The 17966-nt window shown below is 60.6% G+C and carries 19 protein-coding genes and 1 pseudogene; 12 read left to right on the top strand and 8 right to left on the bottom strand.

Annotation, left to right across the window (positions count from 1 at the left end; genetic code table 11):
- Together hslU and hslV are read right to left on the bottom strand one after the other, a co-directional pair.
- The coding region (hslU, locus tag ACIQ17_RS19130; RefSeq protein ID WP_398470647.1) for an ATP-dependent protease ATPase subunit HslU at positions 1-1154 on the bottom strand (1154 nt) is incomplete at its 3' end.
- The gene (gene hslV / locus ACIQ17_RS19125) at positions 1151-1726 is read right to left on the bottom strand and encodes an ATP-dependent protease subunit HslV (protein WP_398470646.1); all 576 of its coding nucleotides are present in this window, start codon (positions 1724-1726) and stop codon (positions 1151-1153) included. The genes hslU and hslV, both read right to left, overlap by 4 nt.
- Before the next feature lie 191 nt (positions 1727-1917).
- Between hslV and hisB the strand changes: the two genes are divergently transcribed.
- The 7 genes from hisB to coaA are packed head-to-tail and all read left to right on the top strand — an operon-like array spanning position 1918 to position 6568.
- A complete protein-coding gene (gene hisB / locus ACIQ17_RS19120; RefSeq protein ID WP_398470645.1) occupies positions 1918-2511 on the top strand; it encodes an imidazoleglycerol-phosphate dehydratase HisB in 594 nt (197 codons plus the stop codon).
- 40 nt (positions 2512-2551) lie between these two features.
- Positions 2552-3064, top strand: coding sequence for a DUF2628 domain-containing protein (locus tag ACIQ17_RS19115; RefSeq protein ID WP_398470644.1), 513 nt, complete (start codon positions 2552-2554; stop codon positions 3062-3064).
- Complete coding sequence (gene hisH, locus ACIQ17_RS19110) at positions 3061-3711, top strand: imidazole glycerol phosphate synthase subunit HisH (protein WP_398470643.1); 651 nt, start codon at positions 3061-3063, stop codon at positions 3709-3711. Before ACIQ17_RS19115 ends, hisH begins: the two co-directional genes overlap by 4 nt.
- The gene (hisA, locus tag ACIQ17_RS19105; RefSeq protein WP_398470642.1) at positions 3708-4436 is read left to right on the top strand and encodes a 1-(5-phosphoribosyl)-5-[(5-phosphoribosylamino)methylideneamino]imidazole-4-carboxamide isomerase; all 729 of its coding nucleotides are present in this window, start codon (positions 3708-3710) and stop codon (positions 4434-4436) included. The genes hisH and hisA overlap by 4 nt, the downstream gene beginning before the upstream one ends.
- Before the next feature lie 9 nt (positions 4437-4445).
- Positions 4446-5207 carry an imidazole glycerol phosphate synthase subunit HisF gene (hisF, locus tag ACIQ17_RS19100; RefSeq protein WP_398470641.1) on the top strand — a complete coding sequence of 254 codons (762 nt, stop codon included), beginning with the start codon at positions 4446-4448 and terminating at the stop codon, positions 5205-5207.
- A gap of 29 nt (positions 5208-5236) precedes the next feature.
- Entirely contained in the window at positions 5237-5560 is a 324-nt protein-coding gene (locus tag ACIQ17_RS19095; RefSeq protein ID WP_398470640.1) for a phosphoribosyl-ATP diphosphatase, read from the top strand.
- A gap of 51 nt (positions 5561-5611) precedes the next feature.
- Positions 5612-6568, top strand: a complete 957-nt coding sequence (coaA, locus tag ACIQ17_RS19090; protein ID WP_398470639.1) for a type I pantothenate kinase — start codon at positions 5612-5614, stop codon at positions 6566-6568.
- A gap of 141 nt (positions 6569-6709) precedes the next feature.
- On the opposite strand, the gene ACIQ17_RS19085 is transcribed toward coaA, so the two are convergent.
- The 4 genes and pseudogenes from ACIQ17_RS19085 to ACIQ17_RS19070 form a co-directional block, all read right to left on the bottom strand.
- Positions 6710-7615, bottom strand: coding sequence for a GNAT family N-acetyltransferase (locus tag ACIQ17_RS19085; RefSeq protein ID WP_398470648.1), 906 nt, complete (start codon positions 7613-7615; stop codon positions 6710-6712).
- 339 nt (positions 7616-7954) lie between these two features.
- Positions 7955-10186, bottom strand: a complete 2232-nt coding sequence (locus ACIQ17_RS19080) for an ATP-binding protein (protein WP_398470638.1) — start codon at positions 10184-10186, stop codon at positions 7955-7957.
- Positions 10187-10319: 133 nt separating this feature from the next.
- Entirely contained in the window at positions 10320-10796 is a 477-nt protein-coding gene (locus tag ACIQ17_RS19075) for a hypothetical protein (RefSeq protein ID WP_398470637.1), read from the bottom strand.
- Positions 10797-10899: 103 nt separating this feature from the next.
- Positions 10900-12342: pseudogene (locus ACIQ17_RS19070) on the bottom strand (YifB family Mg chelatase-like AAA ATPase); the annotation flags it as partial.
- A 73-nt stretch (positions 12343-12415) separates the two neighbouring features.
- Here ACIQ17_RS19070 and ACIQ17_RS19065 point away from each other — a divergent pair.
- The 4 genes from ACIQ17_RS19065 to ACIQ17_RS19050 all read left to right on the top strand — a co-directional run bounded on the left by ACIQ17_RS19065 (position 12416) and on the right by ACIQ17_RS19050 (position 14987).
- Entirely contained in the window at positions 12416-14155 is a 1740-nt protein-coding gene (locus tag ACIQ17_RS19065; RefSeq protein WP_398470636.1) for a recombinase family protein, read from the top strand.
- Positions 14156-14317: 162 nt separating this feature from the next.
- Positions 14318-14491, top strand: a complete 174-nt coding sequence (locus ACIQ17_RS19060) for a hypothetical protein (RefSeq protein WP_398470635.1) — start codon at positions 14318-14320, stop codon at positions 14489-14491.
- A complete protein-coding gene (locus ACIQ17_RS19055) occupies positions 14491-14724 on the top strand; it encodes a hypothetical protein (protein ID WP_398470634.1) in 234 nt (77 codons plus the stop codon). Before ACIQ17_RS19060 ends, ACIQ17_RS19055 begins: the two co-directional genes overlap by 1 nt.
- A complete protein-coding gene (locus tag ACIQ17_RS19050; protein WP_398470633.1) occupies positions 14721-14987 on the top strand; it encodes a hypothetical protein in 267 nt (88 codons plus the stop codon). The genes ACIQ17_RS19055 and ACIQ17_RS19050 overlap by 4 nt, the downstream gene beginning before the upstream one ends.
- Before the next feature lie 41 nt (positions 14988-15028).
- Here the strand turns inward: ACIQ17_RS19050 and ACIQ17_RS19045 are convergent, their stop codons facing one another.
- On the bottom strand, positions 15029-15691 hold the full coding sequence (locus ACIQ17_RS19045) for a DUF4019 domain-containing protein (protein WP_398470632.1): 663 nt from the start codon (positions 15689-15691) through the stop codon (positions 15029-15031).
- A gap of 655 nt (positions 15692-16346) precedes the next feature.
- On the opposite strand from ACIQ17_RS19045, the gene ACIQ17_RS19040 reads away from it, so the two are divergent.
- The gene (locus ACIQ17_RS19040; protein ID WP_398470631.1) at positions 16347-17558 is read left to right on the top strand and encodes a DUF2235 domain-containing protein; all 1212 of its coding nucleotides are present in this window, start codon (positions 16347-16349) and stop codon (positions 17556-17558) included.
- 42 nt (positions 17559-17600) lie between these two features.
- Here the strand turns inward: ACIQ17_RS19040 and ACIQ17_RS19035 are convergent.
- Positions 17601-17966: KTSC domain-containing protein (locus tag ACIQ17_RS19035; protein ID WP_398470630.1), on the bottom strand; the 366-nt coding region annotated here is incomplete at its 5' end.

Here is a 17966-nt window from a genome sequence, read left to right as displayed (position 1 = left end):
CGCCGCGCGCCGATATTCTCGACGGTTGAATTCACCGCGACGGCCACATCCGCCAGCGCGTCGATGGCGTCGTCGGAAAATTCCAGCGTCACGCCTTCGGTCTGCAGCAGCGCCACATATTGCTTGATGAGCGATGCTTCCGGCTCCGTGAGAATGCGCCGCATGTTGTCACGCGTCAGTGCATCCAGCTCGACCCGGATCGGCAGGCGGCCCTGCAATTCCGGCAGCAGGTCGCTCGGCTTGGCGATGTGAAAGGCACCGGAGGCGATGAAGAGAATGTGCTCGGTCTTGACCGCCCCGTGCTTGGTCGAAACCGTGGTGCCTTCGATCAGCGGCAGCAGATCGCGCTGCACGCCTTCGCGCGAGACTTCGCCGCCGCTGCGGCCATCGCGCACGCAGATCTTGTCGATCTCGTCGAGAAACACGATGCCGTTGTTCTCGACCACGGAGATCGCTTCCTGCACCACCTGGTCGTTGTCGAGCAGCTTGTCGGCTTCCTCGCTCACCAGCGGTTCATGGGCATCCTCGACCCTGAGGCGACGTGTCTTTGTGCCCTTGCCCATCTTGCCAAAGATGTCGCCGAGCGAGATCGCGCCCATCTGCGCGCCGGGCATGCCGGGGATCTCGAACATCGACGGACCGCCGGATGACGATGACACCTCGATCTCGATTTCCTTGTCGTTCAGTTCGCCATTGCGCAGCTTCTTGCGGAACGATTCCTTGGTCGCAGCGCTCGCATTGGCGCCGACCAGCGCATCGACCACGCGATCCTCGGCAGCCAGCTGCGCGCGCGCCTGCACATCCTTGCGCTTGCGCTCGCGGGTCTGCGCGATGCCGACCTCGAGCAGGTCGCGGATGATCTGCTCCACATCGCGACCGACATAGCCGACCTCGGTGAACTTGGTGGCTTCCACTTTCAGGAACGGCGCGCCCGCGAGTTTTGCGAGGCGTCGCGCGATCTCGGTCTTGCCGACGCCAGTGGGCCCGATCATCAGGATGTTTTTCGGCAGCACCTCTTCACGCAACAGCCCGGTCAGTTGCAGCCGGCGCCAGCGATTGCGCAGCGCGATCGAGACGGCGCGCTTGGCGTCGTGCTGGCCGACGATGAAACGGTCGAGCTCGGAAACAATTTCGCGGGGTGAGAAGTCGGTCATTCGCTCAGGGTCTCGATCGTCAGATTGCGGTTGGTGTAGACGCAGATGTCGGCAGCGATATCCAGCGACTTGCGGACGATGCTTTCGGCATCCTGGTCGGTGGTGTCGGCCAATGCACGAGCCGCGGCCAGCGCGTAGTTGCCGCCGGAACCGATGGCCATCACGCCCGCCTCGGGCTCCAGCACGTCGCCGGTGCCGGTGAGGACCAGCGAGACCGATTTGTCGGCCACGATCATCATGGCCTCCAGCCGGCGGAGGTAACGGTCAGTCCGCCAGTCCTTGGCAAGCTCCACGGCGGCACGGGTGAGCTGGCCGGGATACTGCTCCAGCTTGGCTTCCAGCCGCTCGAACAAAGTGAAGGCATCGGCGGTGGCGCCGGCAAAGCCGCCGATCACGTCGCCTTTGCCCAGTTTGCGGACCTTTTTGGCGTTGGACTTGATCACGGTCTGGCCGATCGAGACCTGGCCGTCGCCGCCGACCACGACCTTGCCGTTCTTGCGGACGGTCAGAATGGTGGTGCCGTGCCAGATCAGGGACGATGCGTCGCCGGACGCGGAAGAATGGGTGCTCATGGGTATCCTCGTGAGGGTCTGATCTAGGCACGGGTGAGGTCGGATGCAAATGCGGCCAAAACACCGACACCCTTTCCGCCGAGCCATGAATTTCCGCTCACCATAGCCTCCGAATCCCGCGTCCTGGCCGTAGCGTCGCTGTCATCCCCCTGTTAAAAGACCGCGTTTTCAGCCAGCAAGAGGCCCATTCGATGCGCAAGGCGACGATCAAGCGCGCCACCAAGGAGACCCAGATCGAGGTTTCCGTGAATCTCGATGGCACCGGTGCGTCCAATTCGACCACCGGCATCGGGTTCTTTGACCATATGCTTGACCTGCTCGCCCGCCATTCCCGCATCGACATCACCGTCAAGGCGGTGGGTGATCTCCATGTCGATTTCCACCACACCACGGAAGACGTCGGCATCGCCCTCGGCCAGGCCGTGAAGCAGGCGCTGGGTGACATGGCCGGTATCACCCGCTACGCCTCGGTCTATATGCCCATGGACGAGACCCTGACCCGGGTGGCGCTGGATATTTCCGGCCGCCCGTTCCTGGTGTTCAAGTCCGCCTTCCCGACCCACAAGATCGGCGAATTCGACACCGAACTGGTGCGCGAGTGGTTCACCGCCTTTGCCGTGCAGGCGGGCGTGACTTTGCACGTCGAAACCCTATATGGCGACAATAGCCATCACATCGCCGAATCCTGCTTCAAGGGTCTGGCGCGGGCATTGCGGACGGCGGTTGCCATCGATCCGCGCAATGCCGGCGAAGTGCCTTCCACCAAGGGGCAGCTCGGCGGCTGATCCCTGTTCGTGATCCCTGCCTGGTAGTGGCGGAGTTTGCATGCCGGTCTATACAGTTCATGCGCCAAAAAGCGCCGAGACATCGCCATTGGCGGCGACGGACAAGTTCGTCTTCGTGCGCGACGGCTTTCATGTCTGGGCGTTCATCGCCGGGCCGTTCTGGCTGTTGTTTCACCGGCTCTGGCTGGCTTTGATCGGCTATCTCGTTCTGTCTTTCGTCGGCGAGATCGCGCTCTCGAAGCTCGGCGTGCCAGCTGGGCCGCGGATGCTGGCGATGTTCTTCATCGCGCTGCTGATGGGTTTTGAAGCATCCAGCTTGCGTCGCTGGTCCTATTCGCGCGGCAAGTGGCGGCAGCTCGATGTCGTCGTCGCCGATAATCCAGAGGCGGCGGAGCGCCGTTTCTTCGATCGCTGGGCCACCAGCCAGCGCGATGATTCCTATTCGACCGACCGCGGCGCGCCGCCGCCGACCCGCCGCGTCCCGGCCCAGCCGTTTTCACGCGGGCCCGAAGATGTGATCGGCCTGTTTCCGCAACCGGGAGTGACACGGTGACCGTCGCCATTATCGATTACGGCTCCGGCAACCTGCACTCTGCTGCAAAAGCCTTCGAGCGTGCCACCCGCGGCATGGACGCGCCGCCGAAGATCGTCGTCACCCGCGATCCCGATCAGGTGTTTCGCGCCGATCGCATCGTATTGCCCGGCGTTGGCGCCTTCGCCGATTGTCGCCGCGGCCTCAACGAACTCGACGGTATGGTCGACGCCATGACCGAAGCGGTGCGCGACAAGGCACGGCCGTTCTTCGGCATCTGTGTCGGCATGCAGCTGATGGCGACGCGCGGCAGGGAGCATGTCACGACAGACGGTCTCAACTGGATCGCCGGCGATGTCGAGAAGATCGCGCCGCGCGATGAACAGCTGAAGATCCCCCATATGGGCTGGAACACGCTGGAAGTTCTGCGCGAGCATCCCGTGCTCGACGGCTTGCCGCTCGGTCCGAAGGGCCGCCACGCTTATTTCGTGCACTCCTACCAGCTCAATGCCGTGAACGAGAACGAAGTGCTCGCGCGCGCCGACTATGGCGGGCCAATCACCGCCATCGTGGGCCGTGACACCGCCATCGGCACGCAGTTTCATCCCGAAAAGAGCCAGCGTTTTGGTCTGGCTCTGATCTCCAACTTTCTGAAATGGAAGCCGTGATCCTCTTTCCTGCCATCGACCTGAAAAACGGCCAGTGCGTCCGCCTCGAACAAGGCGACATGGCGCGCGCCACCGTGTTCAACCTCGACCCTGCCGCGCAGGCAAAATCGTTCGAGGATCAGGGTTTCGAATATCTCCACGTGGTCGATCTCGATGGCGCCTTTGCCGGAAAGCCGGTGAATGCGCAGGCTGTCGAAGCCATGCTGCAGCGGGTGAAAATCCCCGTGCAGCTCGGCGGCGGCATTCGCGACCTCGCGACCATCGAAGCGTGGCTGTCGAAGGGCATCACGCGCGTCATCATCGGGACGGCCGCCGTCCGCGATCCAGCGCTGGTGAAAGAGGCCGCGAAGAAATTTCCGGGCCGCGTCGCCGTCGGTCTCGATGCGCGCGACGGGAAGGTCGCGGTGGAAGGCTGGGCGGATGTGTCCACCGTCACCGCGCTGGACATTGCGCAGCGTTTTGAAGATGCCGGCGTCGCGGCCATCATCTTCACGGACATCGCCCGCGACGGCATGCTCAAGGGCATCAACTGGGACGCCACCATCGCGCTGGCCGATGCGATCTCGATTCCCGTGATCGCCTCGGGCGGCCTCGCCTCCATCGACGACATCAAGGCGATGCTGGAGCCGCGGGCGAAAAAGCTCGAAGGCGCCATTTCCGGCCGTGCGCTCTATGACGGCCGCATCGATCCCGCTGAAGCGCTGAAGCTGATCAAGGCCGCATAGGACAAAACCATGTTCAAGGTCCGCGTCATCCCCTGCCTCGACGTCAAGGACGGTCGCGTAGTGAAGGGCGTCAATTTCGTCGATCTGCGCGACGCCGGCGATCCCGTCGAAGCCGCGATCGCCTATGACGCCGCCGGCGCGGACGAACTGACCTTTCTCGACATCAATGCCACGCATGAAAACCGCGGCACCATGATGGATGTGGTCCGCCGCACGGCGGAAGCCTGCTTCATGCCACTGACCGTCGGCGGTGGCGTGCGCACCGTGGACGACATCAAGGCGCTGCTGCGTGCCGGGGCCGACAAGGTCTCGATCAATTCGGCTGCGGTCGCCAATCGGCAGTTCGTCAAGGAAGCTGCGGAAAAGTTCGGCGACCAGTGCATCGTCGTTGCCATCGATGCCAAACGCGCCGGCTCGCGCTGGGAGATCTTCACCCATGGCGGCCGTAAGTCGACGGGCATCGATGCCATCGAATTCGCGCAGGAAGTGGTCTCGCTCGGCGCCGGTGAAATCCTGCTGACCTCGATGGATCGCGACGGCACCCGCACCGGCTTTGACATCGAACTGACCCGCGCCATCGCCGACAGTGTCGCCGTACCGGTGATCGCCTCCGGCGGCGTCGGTAATCTCGATCACCTGGTCGAGGGAATCAGATCCGGCCACGCCACTGCCGTGCTGGCCGCCTCGATTTTTCACTTCGGTGAATTTACCATCCGCCAGGCCAAGGACCACATGACGCGTGCCGGGCTGCCGATGCGGCTTGATCCCTAAGGGTCCCTGACCCGTAACGAGGTTGATCGATGTCCTTTACGCTCCATGATCTCGCTGCCACCATCAACGCCCGCGCTGCCGCGGCGGATGGCGAGTCGTCCTATACGAAGAAGCTGCTCGACAAGGGCGCGGTGCATTGTGCCAAGAAGTTTGGCGAAGAGGCGGTCGAGGCCGTCATCGCCGCGGTCGATGATGATCGCACCGATCTCATCAATGAAAGCGCCGACGTGCTGTTTCACCTTCTGGTGTTGCTGAAGTCGCGCGGCATTACGATTCAGGACGTGGAGGCGGCGCTCGGCGCGCGCACGCATCAATCCGGATTGCAGGAAAAGGCGTCACGCAAGAGCGACTGACGTTTCATGGTGCGAGTCTGAAGAACTCGGCCTCTCAAGTAGGAAACTCTGATGGACGTGCGGACCCCCGAGCAGAAATACGATCCGTATCGCAGCTATTCGCGCGAGAAATGGGCGAAGCTGCGCGACGACATGCCGATGGCGCTGAATGCCGAGGAAATCGCGGCACTGCGCTCGATGCATGATCGCCTCGACCTGCGTGAGGTCGAGGAAATCTATCTGCCGCTGTCGCGTCTGCTTTCGATGTATGTCGTTGCGCATCAGCGGCTCTATGTGGCGCAGCGTAAATTTCTCGGCATCGAAGATCGCAAGATGCCCTACATCATCGGCGTCGCCGGTTCGGTGGCCGTGGGCAAATCCACCACCGCTCGCGTGCTGCAGGCGCTGCTGGCGCGCTGGTCGCCAAAGCCGAAGGTCGATCTCGTCACCACGGACGGTTTCCTGTTTCCGAATGCGGTGCTCGAACGTAACGGCATCATGCAGAAGAAGGGCTTTCCGGAGAGCTACGATCTCCCGCTGCTTCTCCAGTTCCTCAGCGACATCAAGGCCGGCCGGCGCAATGTCCGCGCGCCCGTCTATTCGCATCTGACTTACGACATCGTGCCGGAGAAGTTCATCGAGGTGGATCAGCCCGACATCCTGATCGTCGAGGGTGTCAACGTGCTGCAGGCCGGCCGCCTGCCCCGCGACGGCAAGGCGGTGCCTGTCGTTTCCGACTTCTTCGACTTCTCGGTCTATATCGATGCGGATGAGCCTGTGCTGCGCGAATGGTATGTGAAGCGCTTCCTCGCGCTGCGCGACACCGCGTTCCACGATCCGCGGTCATATTTCAATCGTTACGCGCTGCTGTCGGACGAGGAAGCGACCGCGACGGCGCTGGCGATCTGGGAGCGGACCAATCTCGCCAATCTCGAAGACAATATTTTGCCGACACGGCCGCGGGCGACGCTGATTCTGAAGAAGGGCGCGGACCACGTGATCGAGAACGTGGCGCTGCGGCGATTGTAATTCAACTCCGCCCTCATCCTGAGGAGCCGCGCAGCGGCGTCTCGAAGGATGGCCGCGGGCTCATGAGCCAAGCCATCTCATGGTTCGAGACGCGCGCAAGAGGCGCGCTCCTCACCATGAGGGGCCGAGCGAAAGTCGCGACTACGCCGCCTTCGCTTCCCCGCCAAAATGCTCGATATACCGCGCGCCGATCGCCGACACCGGCATCACGATCAGCACATCCGTGGTGCCGAACTGATGATCGATCACGGCGCCATCGCCGATCATCGCGCCGATGCGCAGATAGCCCTTGATCAGCGGTGGCAGCGCGCGCAGCGCAGCCTTCTGATCGATGGCTTCCTTCGGCATCCGGTTCATTTCGACGTAGCGCGAACCATGAGCGCGGGCGCGCCATTCTTCCGGTGCGCGGGCATGGTGATGCAGGAATGACAGCGGCAGCGCCAGCGCCTCGGGATCGGTGCCTTCAAAACTGGCGCAGCCGATCATCACGTCAAAGCGATTCTGCTTCACATAGCTCCAGATGCCCTGCCACAGAAGCTCGACGGTGCGCTTGGTGCGATAGCGTTCGAGCACGCAGGAGCGGCCGAGTTCGAGGAAGCGCAGGCCCGGATGGCTGTTCAGCATGCCGTCGAGATAGAACTCGTTCTGGGTGTAGAAGCCACCATGCTTCATCGCGCTTTCATGGCGCAGCAGACGATAGGTGCCAACGACGGGCTGACGACCTGACAGCGTCGGTTTGGCAGCGTGATCGACCACCAGGAGGTGATCGCAGATCTTGTCGAAGGCATCCTTGTCGCGCCGTGCCAGCATGGTGGCGGCGTCGGCGATGGCGGTGCCGTTCTTGTAGAACACCTTGTAGCGCAGCCGCTGCGCGCGCTTCACGTCGCGTTTGTCCTGGGCGAGGCGCACTTCCAGCGGCCCCATGCGGCCGAGCGGTGGCGCGCCGTTGGGATTGAAATTGGCGGGGTCGAAATTGAAGGGCGGCTTGAACCAGGTGATGGCCGTCTGTGCCGCCAGCGCCATGTTCTGCGGACGCAACATCTGCATGACGCCCGGCTTGATGATGCCTGGTTTCAAGACATTCGGCGTCGGTCGAACGATTTCGTTGCCGTGCATAGCCAATCCCCGACTGTACCCCGGCCGCGGTTAGCCCCACGCGAATCGACGCGGCCTACCCGCATCAGACATCACGGGTGGTCGACAGAGGTGTGACGGGTGTGTTGCGGGGCTGTGACAGAGAAGGTCTGGGAAAGGTCGTCCGAAGCAGCCTCACTCGATCTGTCGTCACTCGGCTCGACCGGGTGACCCAGTACATATTGTAAGGACTGAGTTTACTGGATCGCCCGGTCGAGCCGGGCAATGACAGCCGAGCATTAGAAGCTTGAGTTACGCCGCGATGTGTCGGCCCGCGGCCAGATGCCTCAGCGCTTCTTCGAGCTTTTCCCGATCCAGCGGCTTCAGCAGGAAGCCATCCATGCCGGCTTCGAAACAGGCATAGCGGTCTTCCACCAGCGTATTGGCCGTCAACGCCAGGATCGGCGTGCGGCGCACGCGCTGGCCGGCTTCCAATGCGCGGATGCGCTTGGCGGCGGCGATGCCGTCGAGCTTGGGCATCTGGATGTCCATCAGCACCAGATCGAATGGCGTGCCGGCCGCATCGGAGGCCATCCAGGATTCCAGCGCCTGCTCGCCAATGGTGGTGACGACGGTGCGATGCCCGAGACGCGTCAGCAGCGAGCGCATCAGCAATGCATTGATCTCGTTGTCTTCTGCGACAAGGACCGAGAGTCCTGCGAGCGGCAGGGCTTCGGCCGCAGCGTCTGTGGGCTCTTCAAATTCGGGGAGCTGATCAGCCGCCTGCATTCCCATTAGCCTGGCCAGCGATGCCGCGCGCAACGGCTTGATGAGATAGCCGGTGAGACCCGCGGTCGCGATCGGCTGCAATTCATGCCGCATGGCCGGAGTGAACAGGCCGATGCGCTGATGCGCGTGGGGAACAGCGCGTTCCGCGAGTCGTTCGAAAGCACTGGCGTCGAGGGCGCGGTCGATCAGCACCGCGCGCCATGGCCGCTCCGGCAGCAGCGCGAGTGCGACATCGGGATCGGACACCATGCAGGTCTGCGCACCCCAGCGCTCAAGTCGACGCGCGATGAGCGAAGCTTCAATGCTCTGCGGGGCGACCAGCATTACGGACTGGCCTGTGAGGTCCGGCGGCACGAAAGCCTCGGCGCGGTCATTGGACGCGACCAGCGGAATCGAGACTTCGAATGTGGAGCCGACGCCGGGCGTGCTCTGCAGCGTGATCCGGCCATTCATGCGCTTGACGATGCGTTCGCTGATGGAGAGCCCGAGCCCGGTGCCGCCGAAATGGCGTGCGGTGCGCTCGTCCGCCTGTTCGAACTCGCGAAAAATACGTTGCTGTGCATCGGGGGCGATACCGATCCCGGTGTCGCGCACGATGAAAGAGACTTCATTCGGCCAGATGCCGGGCTCGACGATCATTGCCACGCCGCCGGTGGAGGTGAATTTGATGGCGTTGCCGGCGAGATTGAGCAGCACCTGCCGCAGGCGCGCAGCATCGCCGATCACTTCCAGCGGCAGCCGCTCATCGATATAGGCGGCGATTTCCAGATCGCACGCCTGCGCCCGCGGCGCCAGCAATTCGGTGATGTCCTCGATCAGCGACGACAGCGCGAAAGGTCGGCAATCGAGATCGATCTTGCCCGCTTCGATCTTCGAATAGTCGAGCAATTCCTCGATCAGCGACAGCAGGGACTCCCCGGAGGTTCGTACGGCGCGGGCATAGGTCGTCTGCTCCGGCGACAACGGAGTATCGAGCAGCAGTCCGCTCATGCCCAGAATGCCGTTCAGCGGTGTGCGGATTTCATGTGAAGCCATCGCCAGGAACCGCGACTTCGCGCGATTGGCGGCGTTGGCGTGGTCGCGGGCATCGGAGAGCGCGCGCTCGGTCTCGGTCCGGTCGGTGACGTCCCGGCCGACGCTCTGCAATTCGGCCGGGCGGTTGGCGTCGATGCGCACCATGCCTTCGCGCCATGCGATCCAGCGCGCGCCGGTGGCGGTGGCGATACACTGGTCGTGAATGCTGGTGCCGTTCGGCTCATGGGCGCTGTCGCCCTGCTCCAGCACCGTGAGTTCAAAGCGGCTGCCAACCAGTGCCTCGCGCGGCGTTTCCGCCAGCGTGCAGTAGGCATCGTTGACGTAAGTGATATGACCGTCCTGATCGCGGATGACGATGAGGTCGTCCTGAGCCTCGAACAGATGGCGGGCGCGTTCCTCGGCCTCCTTGAGTTCCCAGTTGCGATCCACCAGTGCATCGTTCAGCGCACTGATCTTGCGCATCCGCTTCTGCAGGAAACGCATGCGCATGCTCATGGTGACGAGCGCAACGCAGGCAACGGCGAACAGAAAGCTCGCGCCGATGGCAAAGGCGTGGGGATCGTAGCCTGATGTCGGCGAGGCGGCCGCCGAGATGAAGCCATAGGCGCCGCCGAACGCCGCCGAGAACATCAGGAACGAGCGGATGGCAAATGCCAGCCACGGAAACCGACGCGCAAAGCGTCGGACCATGACCTTGATCCGGAAGATGGGTTTGGTCATGGCGCCACTCCGGCTCGATGCGGGATGCGGCGATGATGTCCGGATCAGATTGCCAAGGGATTGCAAAAGGCGTTGCGCCAGCACTGATGATACCGACGTGGTATCGTTATGGTTGACGCGGGGTTAATGCGCCTCAGAGGCTCGCGGCGGCCATCCGCGCGGGCGGCACGTGTCGTGCACCGACGATCAGCGCTGCTGCGTCCTGCGCGGTAAAACTGCGTGAGCGAACGAAAATGCGGTACTCCGCCTCGCCGCTGTCCGACAGATAGATCACCGGATCGGTGCTGGCGGTGGAGGTGGTCACACCGATGAAGCGCTTGGCGGCGCTCGCAGAGCAAGCGCCGGGCTCGTCGGTGCTCTCCTGCTCGTCGTCGATCACGGCGAAATCGGCCCCCTCGGCACTGTCGACGATCTGGACCCGCACCGTCGCGCGGGCGGGGTCGTCAGTAAAGCTTACATGGTTTTGCGCCTGCCAAGGGAATGCAGCGACCTGCACGGCGCCATCGCTTGTGGCGATGCAGGGGTGTGTCGAGGCAAACAGATCGCCGCGCGCAAGAAAGGCGGCAATCGCCAACGGAATCGTCGTCGCCAGAATCTTGAAACGCAACATGATACGCACTCGCCCCTTCACCCGCATCATGCAGGCTATGGTGAGTGAAGCGTAAACGAGACTGGTTACTGCCGGGTTGACGATACGCGCATTCGTTGTGTCGTCACGCTGCGCTCCGCACCTCGTCGGCCAATGCACGATAGGACAACGCTTCCGCCAGATGCAGGCGACCGATCTGTGCGGCACCGTCGAGATCGGCCAGTGTGCGGGCCACGCGGAGCACGCGGTGATAGCCGCGGGCGCTGAGCCGCATGGTTTCGGCGGCGTCCTTCAGCAAAGCGAGGCCCTGCTTGTCCGGTTGAGCGACTGTTTCGAGTATGGCGGCTGGCGCTGATGCATTGGTATGCGTTCCGGCGAGCCCTGCGGTGGCGTAACGTGCGGTCTGCAGGCTCCGCGCTGCGGCGACCCGCGCGGCGACTTCGGCGGATCCTTCCGACGGCGGCGGCAGGATCAGGTCGGCGGCTGTCACGGCCGGCACCTCGATGCGCAGGTCGATACGGTCCATCAGCGGACCGGAGATTCGCGTCTGGTAGTCCGAGGTGCAGCGGTCGATCCGTCCGCGCTTGCAGGCAAAGCCGGGTTCGAAGGCGTGGCCGCAGCGGCAGGGATTCATCGCCGCCACCAGCATGAAGCGTGCAGGATAAGTGACGCGGTGATTGGCACGGGATACGGCGACCTCGCCATTCTCCAGCGGCGCGCGCAGTGAATCGAGGACGCGCGGATCGAATTCCGGCAGCTCGTCGAGAAACAGCACGCCCTGATGCGCCAGCGAAATCTCCCCCGGCCGCGCCCGCAGCCCGCCGCCGGTGAGCGCCGCCATGCTGGCGGAATGATGCGGCGCGCGGAACGGGCGCTGCGCTGTCAGCGCGCCGTCGCGGATGTTGCCGGCGACCGAGGCGATCATCGAGACTTCCAGCAATTCGGCCGGCGCCAGCGGCGGCAGGATCGATGGCAGCCGGGCGGCGAGCATGGATTTGCCGGAGCCGGGCGCCCCCATCATCAACAGGTGATGGCCTCCGGCCGCAGCGATCTCCAATGCACGCTTGGCGCTCTCCTGCCCCTTGATGTCGCGCAGGTCGAGCAGGCTGTCTTCCCTGGTCTGCACTTTCGGCTGCGGTCGCGACAGTACCTGTGTGCCCTTGAAGTGATTGGCGATCTGGATCAGCGATTGTGCGGCGATGATCTGGATATCCGGGCTCGCCCAGGCGGCTTCCGCGCCGCAGCCTGCCGGGCAGATCAGCCCTTCGTCGCGCGCATTGGCACCGATGGCTGCGGGCAGCACACCGGCCACCGGCGCCAGCGAACCATCGAGGCCGAGTTCGCCGAGCACGGTAAAGCCCGCCAGCGCGTCATGAGGGATAGCGCCGATGGTCACCATCAGGCCGAGGGCGATGGGGAGATCGTAGTGGCTGCCTTCCTTGGGCAAATCGGCCGGCGCCAGATTGACGATGATCCGCCGCGCCGGCAGCGCGAGACCGGAGGCCGTCAGCGCCGCGCGCACGCGTTCGCGCGCTTCCGAAACCGCCTTGTCCGGCAAGCCGACGATGATAATATTATGTACTAATAACCCGGATTGGATTATTCAGCTGTGACTTTCATCGCGGCTTGGATGTATCCCATTGAGACCTAAGGCATATTCCTATCTCAGAATGTCGACTGATCTTCAGCTTAAGGGAGACAGTCGCAGACGCCAGCTTAAAGCGTCCCAAGAGTACGCCGAAAAGCACGGTCTAGATCTAGCCGAAGACGCTCAACTGGAAGATATCGGTATCTCGGCATTCAAGGGCGCGAACATCAAGGACGGTGCCCTCGGCCAATTTCTCCAGGCCGTAGAGACAGGGGCGGTTGAGCAAGGATCATATCTGATCGTCGAGTCTCTCGATCGCATCAGCCGCGACAAGTTGATGATTGCTCAATCACTGTTCCTGAGCATCATCCAATCTGGGATCAACCTCGTGACTCTGATGGACGGTCGTCTCTGCAAGGCGAACAACGTCGACCTTGGCGATCTCATCATGTCTTTGGTGATCATGAGCCGAGCTCATGAAGAATCGGCGATCAAGAGTCAGCGCATCTCAGCTGCATGGCAGAATAAGCGCGCAAAAGCAGCTGCTGGCCAGCCGATGACAAAGCAATGCCCGGCATGGCTTCGGCTCTCCTCAGATCGCAAGGTATATGAGGTCGTACCCGAGCGCGCAGAGATCGTTCGGCAGATATTCGGTGACTGTGCAGCTGGTGTTGGCATGTACACGATCGCCGCGCGGCTCAATCGAGCTGCCACTCCCGCCTTCGTCGGCAAAAACGGATGGCATCAATCGTACATTGCCAAAGTCTTGGCGAACCGATCAGTACTGGGAGAGTTTCAGCCATACCGAAAAAATGACGGGAAGCGAATTCCGGACGGTGAGCCGATCGCTGGGTATTACCCGGTGATAGTGACAGAGGATCTCTTCTATCGCGCCAACCTCGCCAAGTCGCAGCGGCTACAGAGTGGCAAAGGCCGCAAAGGAGCAGGCTTCACAAACCTTTTCACGAACATCGCTGAGTGCGCCTACTGCCGTGCCAACGTCGTGTTTGAGAACAAGGGCACCGGACCGAAAGGTGGCAGCTATCTCATCTGCAGCGATGCTAAACGCAATCTAGGATGCAAAGCGACACGCTGGCGCTACGCCGATTTCGAGGCATCGTTTCTGGCATTTGTCGAGGAGCTCGACATCGAGAGCATCGTGACGGCCGATGAAACGGCTTCGCAGCGCAAAGCGATATCGGAACGGTTGTCGGCGTTGCAAGGCGAGCTGGCCGCGGTGAACGAGCTCATGGAGAAGACTTACCAGCTCCTCACCGGTGGTGGCGCGGTCGAATTCGTCAAATCAAAGCTCGACGAACTGGAGCAGAGGCAGTCGCGTCTTCGTGCGCAAATCGAAATGAAGAGTGCGGAGCAAGCAGAACTTGTGGGGCTGGGCAGTCGGCTCGACAGCAGCCGGAGTGAGATTCGGACGTTGGTCAAACGACTTCAGGGTCCAACAACGGATGAGCTCTATAAAATTCGTGTGCAGATCGCTTCTCGTCTCAAGGTGTTGGTGCAAACACTTCTGATCGCTCCGCTCGGTGATCGACCAAAGACCCTCAAGGTCATCGAGAAGCTTGAGAGCGACAATGACCCCAGCTTGCGTGAGATAATCGAACATCTGAGGAGTACGTCCGAGCACATAGATCGCTCTATGCGGTTCTTCACAGTTGGCTTCCATGGTGGCGAAGTACGGGCGGTCTACCCGGACAAGAAGGATGCGCTGTCTTCAATCAAGCAGTTGGAGGCAGATGGATGGATCATCCGACAGGTAACGGGTACCGACAACTGACTACCGATCCAATTTCCATCAGCTCAGAAGGCTGAACCGACATCAACAATTTCAGAGTGTTGCGGCGTGCCTTGGGGCTGATCACATGTCCCCCCGCAAGCTGTAGCGGCTTGAATCGTGTTCGTGTTTCGTTCTTATTGAGCGTCTTCTTGGGAGACGGTCATGGACGCTCGGCTAAATCAGACAATCGCAAGGATTCGCAAAGACATACGGCTTTTGTCCCGTGAGATGCTGGCCCTTATCGATGCCGATGAGGACTGCTCTCAACCGGCCCAGCAGATCATGCGTGCCCAGGCCGATTTACGCCTCTACATCGAAAAACGTGAGAGGGTCTGATGCCCGACATCAATTTCATCAAAAGCGAAATTGAGCGCATGCGGGTGCAGCTCTCGCGTCAACGAAAAGAAATTCAGCAGCTTGAGCGGGCCGGGATCTCCACGGCTTCGGCCGAACTGCTGCTTGGCAGGATGCTGGTGAAAGTGGAAGGGCTCAGGGATGAGCGCGACCGGCTTAAAGCCGAACAGCCCCATACGATGCAGGGCAAGGTTCTTGGCGGGAGGAAGTGGTGAGCAAGGCATTCAACCGCGCACAAGCCAAAGCCTATCAGGACGAACGCCGTGAACGCGAGCAAGACGAGCAGCACAAAAGGAATGTCAGGGCGGAGCTACAGGTTCTCCGCAGATTTCGGGACTACATGCAGCGCGAACGCCCAACAGCCACGACGCTCGGATGCTTGATTGGAGCCGTCGATGCCTACGCCGAACAGCTCACAGGAAACCCTCATGCACTGTGGGCTGGATCTCGTGACGCCAAGAACTGGTGGGACGAGTAGGCTGAGCATGACGTCGCGTTCAACTGACGCATCGCTCTGATTTAGCCGCACGGTATTGGGGTGGGCCTAATGTTGTGCCTGAACACTTTCCAACCGAGCTTACTAGTTGCGCGAACCACAACAGCCTCTTCATAGCAAAGGCCTGACGCAAACTTCGTTCTGAAAACGACAGTCCGATAGCCCCCAGCGGGAAAACCCGCTGGGGAGACATGCTGATCTACGCCAATCTCTTGACGAGAAATCGGGTCGCCAAGTGTTTCACGTGCAATTCTATAGATTTCTTTGAGTTGCCTACGATCTCCAAATGCCGCAACCGCATCAACGTCCATCTGATCAAAAGCAGAATCTAGTAATTTGCGATCAACGTCTTGCAGAAATGATTGGATCACGGGCGTCGGCGAAGTCGTCGGAAATTCGATCTTTATAGAAGCCCCGACGATTGCAGGTCTGTTCAAGTAGACCAGTAAGAACAATGCTAGAGCTCCACTGGCCCTAGCGTATGGAAACTGGACTTGCAGCATACCTGGTAAGACAGCTCCAACTCCGGCGGACGCAAGAGCAAGTACAGTGATGTAAACGGACTGCGAGAATTCAGTTGGATTGGGCTCAAAGCGAGCAAACGCGAGAATAACGCACACAAAGATTATGCCAAAGATGAATGCCAGCAGCGCGTTAATATCTACGGCACCGCGTACGAAGCGCATTAACCTCTCCCGTTGTTACGCTAGCGTTTATGCCTGCTATCCCTTAAGGTTGCAAATCGATTTTTTGGCTACGGGAGAGGGCATTGTATCGTCTGGCGATTTTGGCCTTCAGCTTATGTGTCGGGATCCTGGGACAGCTATCGGATGCCCAAGCACAAGTGGCTATTCCGAATAGTGTACCTTGTTCGGCTCGCAATGCGTTTACCGGGCAGGTTGTTGCGGTACGTCAAAGGCTCGGACCGTCCGCGCACTGGGCACACGCGTCGTGGGATCAGGATGGATGGCCAGCAGTAACCTACGGCCCAGGCTACTTCGCGCTTAGTCCGACGATGCAAAGGATGACTTCAGCGCACGAGTGCGGACATTTGGTCGAGATGACTCAAAATGAATTCGCTGCCAATTGCTTCGCACTTCGCAACATGCCGTTCTCAGCCGAGGAGCGACTTCATATAGCAAATGTCACTACAAACCTTAGCCAATTGCCCCCGCAGTACGGTGGCAGTGGAGCGGCATTCTGGCTTGGTACGCAACAGCTTTGTCCGGATGCAACACAATAAGCCGCTAGAGCTGTGCAAGTCGGTAAATCGCTGTCGTCATCGAGGCACAACGTATTTGGCTTTTGTGTGTTAATGCAGATAACTCAAAGGACGGGCGAATGGTGGGGAGTAAAATGGAGGTCTCAGCTACTGCCGAAGTCGCGCCCAAGAAGCGAATCGCAATATTTCTCGACGGCACTTGGAATACGGTCAACGACAACACCAACGTCTGGCGCCTTCGCGCGCTGTGTGCGCCCAAGGGAAGCGATGGCGTTGATCAGGCCATCTATTACAATTCAGGTGTCGGCACGCGCGTCGGTGAAAAAGTTCGCGGCGGCATGTTTGGCTTCGGCCTCAATGAAAATATCATCGATGCGTATCAATGGCTTATCGAGCGCTACAACGAGGGTGACGAGCTCTTCATCTTTGGCTTTAGTCGCGGCGCATACACTGCGCGCAGCCTCTCAGGACTGATATCAAAGTGCGGTCTACTTGAAGCAGGCGCACCACTATCGGTTGGGCAGCTTTATGCCCGATATCGGTTGGCAAGCGTGCCGCGTACCATTCGCGAACTGATAACCGACCGGGATAGCGGTAAATCTGATTTCACGATCGAAGAGCAATGGATGCTGAAATATTCCCGACCAATAGAGATCAAGTTCGTTGGGGTGTGGGACACTGTCGGTGCTTTGGGAATTCCGTTGGCAGGCGTTCCTGGGTTTGGCAAGTCGAACATGCGCTTCCTCAACACCGGACTCCGCCGAACTAATCGATTCGCTTACCATGCAATGGCGATAGACGAGCATCGCGCCGCCTTCGCGCCGACCCTATGGACTATGGATTATGATCCAAAGACAGGGCCTGCAACGTCTCGCGATGTCTCTGAGGTCGAGCAACGGTGGTTCATTGGAGCTCACGCGAACGTTGGAGGGGGCTATCCCAGCGATGTTTTAGCTCAGGCCCCGCTAAAGTGGTTGATGGATAAAGCGATCAGTCATGGCTTAGCGTTCAAAAAAGAAGTGAGTATCGACGGTGACCTGGGGCCGTGTGCGATTGCGGACTCTTACTCCGAGTTCATGTCCGGCTGGTACAAACCCATCACTCTCTGGAAGCGGTTCTACCGCCCGATTGGCGAGGATCCGGTTCCGGCTGGCGGGTCGGTCAGAGCTGCGATCAACGAAACGATCGATGCGACAGTTTTCGAGCGTTGGAGGCTCGATGCAAATTACCGTCCTCCAGGGCTCGTTAGCTGGGTCGAGCGTAGGAAGTGTCAAATTGGCAAGCTCAACACATCAGTTCGCGCCGACAATCCGTCGGTGGCAGTCGCCTAAGCGCGGGTGTTAATTGGAGTGGGCTGCTGGGTGGCTCGGCGATTAGTAAGTTGGCTTCCGATGCGTGCGGCAGTCGAACGGGCCATCCGAGCCAGTACCCTTGATGCTGGTGTTGTAAAACTTGCCCATTGATGGGGCGCTTAGGAACGCTTGATAGGTTGCCGCGGGCATCTCGCAATAGGGGTAGTAAGTCGAGTTCAGCTGCACCACCATAAACCGTTGAGTTTTGTCGTAGCAGGTTCTCTTCACAAGACTGCTGCGGGTAACGTCGGTGCAATCGAATGGGCTCAGGTTCAACGATCCATAGTACTTGACGTCGATTGTCTCCGCCTCTGCCCAGGTGGCGTTTAGGAACATGATCGTGATCAGAGCGACAGCTCTCAACATGGTGTCCCCCGATGTTCGGTT

It is taken from the genome of Tardiphaga sp., from assembly GCF_044340795.1.
Lineage (GTDB): Bacteria > Pseudomonadota > Alphaproteobacteria > Rhizobiales > Xanthobacteraceae > Tardiphaga.
Note: the sequence above shows the minus strand (reverse complement) of the source record. Positions and strands in the feature narration are given on the sequence as shown.

What these genes read in the sequence shown, in the direction of transcription:
- ACIQ17_RS19060 (WP_398470635.1), top strand. Translation starts at nt 14,318, where the DNA reads ATGGACGCTCGGCTAAATCAGACAATCGCAAGGATTCGCAAAGACATA.
- ACIQ17_RS19095 (WP_398470640.1), top strand. Translation starts at nt 5,237, where the DNA reads ATGTCCTTTACGCTCCATGATCTCGCTGCCACCATCAACGCCCGCGCT.
- hslV (WP_398470646.1), bottom strand. Translation starts at nt 1,726, where the DNA reads ATGAGCACCCATTCTTCCGCGTCCGGCGACGCATCGTCCCTGATCTGG.
- ACIQ17_RS19075 (WP_398470637.1), bottom strand. Translation starts at nt 10,796, where the DNA reads ATGTTGCGTTTCAAGATTCTGGCGACGACGATTCCGTTGGCGATTGCC.
- ACIQ17_RS19045 (WP_398470632.1), bottom strand. Translation starts at nt 15,691, where the DNA reads ATGCGCTTCGTACGCGGTGCCGTAGATATTAACGCGCTGCTGGCATTC.
- ACIQ17_RS19115 (WP_398470644.1), top strand. Translation starts at nt 2,552, where the DNA reads ATGCCGGTCTATACAGTTCATGCGCCAAAAAGCGCCGAGACATCGCCA.
- ACIQ17_RS19055 (WP_398470634.1), top strand. Translation starts at nt 14,491, where the DNA reads ATGCCCGACATCAATTTCATCAAAAGCGAAATTGAGCGCATGCGGGTG.
- hisB (WP_398470645.1), top strand. Translation starts at nt 1,918, where the DNA reads ATGCGCAAGGCGACGATCAAGCGCGCCACCAAGGAGACCCAGATCGAG.
- ACIQ17_RS19085 (WP_398470648.1), bottom strand. Translation starts at nt 7,615, where the DNA reads ATGCAGATGTTGCGTCCGCAGAACATGGCGCTGGCGGCACAGACGGCC.
- hisF (WP_398470641.1), top strand. Translation starts at nt 4,446, where the DNA reads ATGTTCAAGGTCCGCGTCATCCCCTGCCTCGACGTCAAGGACGGTCGC.
- coaA (WP_398470639.1), top strand. Translation starts at nt 5,612, where the DNA reads ATGGACGTGCGGACCCCCGAGCAGAAATACGATCCGTATCGCAGCTAT.
- ACIQ17_RS19040 (WP_398470631.1), top strand. Translation starts at nt 16,347, where the DNA reads ATGGTGGGGAGTAAAATGGAGGTCTCAGCTACTGCCGAAGTCGCGCCC.
- ACIQ17_RS19080 (WP_398470638.1), bottom strand. Translation starts at nt 10,186, where the DNA reads ATGACCAAACCCATCTTCCGGATCAAGGTCATGGTCCGACGCTTTGCG.